We start from the raw sequence: 3,572 nt of genomic DNA on the forward strand, positions 1-3,572 counted from the left end.
AGTCACAGGTTTAAAGAAACGCAATGACGATGACAAGTATAAAAATGACGATGACAAGTATAAAAAAGACAAAAAAGATAATAAGGATAAAAGAAATGATTTAGTAAAAATATCTTCAAAAGAAGTTACTAATAAAAATATAAATGATAACGCTAAAAATGCAAATAATCAGGCAAATGAAAATGTGATAAAGGATTCTGATCTCAAATTAACATTTGGTGGTACACTTGAATCTCAAGGTTACTATAAGACTGGGTCACAAAATGATACCTATAAGTATGATAATGTTATGCAGGGTAAGAAAACAGGTACTATTGGTGACTATAGTGAAGACATTGGTACATCTACAGATGCAGTAGTACACTTACGTGCAGAAAGTAAAAATGAAGATTTAAGCATAGCTTATGGTGCTAATGTGCAATTCCACATTCCAGTTGCTAAAGGTAAAGGAGAAATTTACGGAATACATGCAATCAGAGGAAAAGGTGCACACGTATTTTTGAATACAAAATATGTTGATGTGAAAGTAGGTTATCAGTTTGGCCCTGAAGCTTTAATGCGTCTTGACGCAACAAGAATTGCAATTGTTAATGGTGCTGCAGATAGTGATTGGTTCAAAAAAGTAAATTTAGAAGGTAAAAATGGAGATTTCCCATTTTATGTTACTCCGCGCCTTTACACTGAAAGCCTTTCGAGCGGTAACGCAAAGTTTGCATACAAGGAGATGAGCAACAAAAACTTTACAAATACTTTACCATTTAGAATAGCTGTTTACTCGCAAAATTACAAGGGCTTAAGACTTGGTTTCAGTTATTCGCCACGTTATGAGCAAAACTTATTTGACATACAGAATAACGAGGAGAGAAAATATCTAAGACCATGGAATCCAGGAGATTTAAATTTTGACGATCCTAAGTCAGAAGGTTCACGCATATACAATAAGATAGTGGATTCTATAGTAGAGAAAGGCAAATTAAAACAAGATAWAGCCATTACTAAAGAAGATATAAGCAAAGCATTCACAGATGCCGGAGTAGAGCTAGAGAAAGTGAAAAGTGACGCAGCATTAAAAAGCACTGACAAGAAAATGATCGATGTATCTACAAAGTTAGCTTCTCATATAAAAAATAATTATGCCATCAAACAAGATGAAATTAATATTTCAGATATAATGGGTAAGTATAATATTACTGTGCGTAACAAGAATCAGGATGATTTACAAAGTGTAGCAAATTCTAGTATTGTAGAGCTTGATGAGAAGCAGATAAAGCAGTCAATACTGGATAAGTTAACAGTCCATGATGATAAGAAAATTTCTAATCCTAATGATATTGAGAATAATTTTTTAGATGCAGCAAAGCAAGTATTAAGTGAACATCAAAAATCTGATAAAAGAAGTGAGCTTACCAGCAACAGTAGTAATAAGCAGACAATTCAGGATCTAGTGATAGATATACAACACACAGGTGTTTTCAATGCTCCAGATTTACAGTCTCTGATACATAGCGGGCCAAGTTATGAGAATATAGTGAGTGCTGGTGCATCATATGAATATTACTTTAATGAAAATATTAGAGTTAAGGCTGCTGGAGTATTTGAATATGGTAAGCCAAAGAAACCGGATGCAGGAAAACATACTTATAGTAAGTATACTAAATACAATGATCTATTGGGATTTAATATTGGTGGGAACCTTGATTATAAAATTAGTGATGATTGCTCTATAAGGGTAGCTGGATCTTTTGCAAATCTTAATAAGTCTGGTCAGCCTAAAAGTATACTAGAGTTACATGATAATGAGTATAAAGAACGACTTGACAGTAAGGACTCATTGAAATCTTATGACAATGATACTACGTATTGGACTGTAGGTATAGGTGGGCAATACCAAAGTTCGTATGCTAGTGCCACCATCTTTCACAGTACAATGAATGATGGTGATAAGCTTACAGATTACTCATTAGGTGTTCAGTACGATCTATCTACCGCAGAAAGTAAAACTAAATGTATTCCTTATATAGCAGGGCATTACTTTACAACGGAAGAAGATACTAAGAATAAATCTACAGCTGCTAATAATGAAGTTAAGGAGTATAACTCAGGTTCCTTTATAGCAGCAGGTGTAAAGTTTATTTTCTAAAGTTCTGGAGTCATACTATGGTTTTTTCACCATAGTATGATATACAGGCACACCAGATATGCCTTTAGAATGTGGATATGGTAAGCTAATTTAAATGTTTGATGTCTCCTTGTAAGCTTTTATTCTAGTAGGGCTTAAGCTATTTTTGTATATTGTTTTGTAGTGTCTTTCCAATTTTAGCATTTTATTGCAATTGTTTTATAAAAGTAGCATTAATACCTATTCTTTAGCGCATATCACTAACCATATGCAGTTTATAATTACAAAATGTTATATGACCGCACTCTATCTTTGCTCTGAAGTTATCTATTATCCTATATATTTGAATTATGAAACATAGGAAGTTCTAATCTACATAATTTACTAAAAGGACTTATAAGGTTTTAGTCATAAATATTGAGCAATAATTAGATCTTTTGCGAAACAGAAAATTATTGCAAAAGAGTAAAAAATGTGTCTTTTTAATAAAATTTTTCTTGTTTTAAAGGCTATCCAACTTAATAGTTTTTTGAACCCAGAAAATCTTCTAAGCATTAATTTCGCAAAAGGTCTATTCTTTTTTTAGTGTTAAAAATTTAGATGCATCGTATACCATTCCTACTTTTTCAAAATATTCAATCATATTCTGATAAAGAACGCATTATATCTGTTGCCTTGTTACCTTTATTATTCTTTAACAAAGGATTTGTTTTATCATTCATGAATAAACTGTTCATTAATAACTCACGATTAATATCCTCGTATGTTAAAGAGGCTCACACAGCCCAATGCAAAGCGGTATTTCCATATTTATCTTGCGCATTGATATCTCTGCACCATATAGATCTATTATTCTGTCCTCACCAATGCGAGCTGCCCAATGTACAGCTCGCATCTTACAACTGTCTGCTATTTCAGTATCTACTCCAGCCTTTAATAGAGCTTCTACTAATATTGGCTTTCTTACACGATCCGCAAAAAAAATAATAACACTTAGGAGAGAATAATATCCGCTATATTTAGTATCAAGATTCTTATACCGCATATACTCTGGAGTAATAGAAGCGGCATAAGAAGGAGAAGATGCAAAGAAACCCCAAAGATACCAATGGAAGCAAAGAGACTGTAGCAACCAAAGAAACCATCTACGGTAAGCCAACACTTTTCCCATAGATAAGCGTCCTCATTAAAACTTGAAGCACCACTACCCAAACTTTAAACAGTTCATTATACTATATTCACTCTCTCGTGGCATTTTAAGTTGAAAGGCCGCATTGATTCTTTCGTTTACATTATCTGCATTAATTCCAATTAAATCTACTGAGTTATAGCTGAGATTAAACAGGAATTTAAATAGTCATTTTTCATATTTTACTTCACAAATTAAAGCTTAAAACTAAATTATAGCTGTATACATAAATATAGCGAATTAATACTTTGCTCAAATCAAGAC

The 3,572-nt window shown here is 32.7% G+C and carries 2 protein-coding genes; one reads left to right on the forward strand and one right to left on the reverse strand.

The features are described from left to right. On the forward strand, window positions 1–2,140 hold a 2,140-nt coding region (locus BIY23_RS03370), incomplete at its 5' end, for a hypothetical protein (protein WP_186820156.1). A gap of 745 nt (window positions 2,141–2,885) precedes the next feature. Here the strand turns inward: BIY23_RS03370 and BIY23_RS03375 are convergent. Further along, a complete protein-coding gene (locus BIY23_RS03375) occupies window positions 2,886–3,164 on the reverse strand; it encodes a hypothetical protein (protein WP_148115222.1) in 279 nt (92 codons plus the stop codon). Window positions 3,165–3,572 lie beyond the last annotated feature (408 nt).

Origin of the sequence: Wolbachia pipientis (genome assembly GCF_001752665.1) — a bacterium.
GTDB lineage: Bacteria > Pseudomonadota > Alphaproteobacteria > Rickettsiales > Anaplasmataceae > Wolbachia > Wolbachia pipientis_A.

Bases quoted from the DNA above. Each gene is read 5' to 3' on its own strand.
- BIY23_RS03375 (WP_148115222.1), bottom strand. From the start codon at position 3,164: ATGCGGTATAAGAATCTTGATACTAAATATAGCGGATATTATTCTCTC.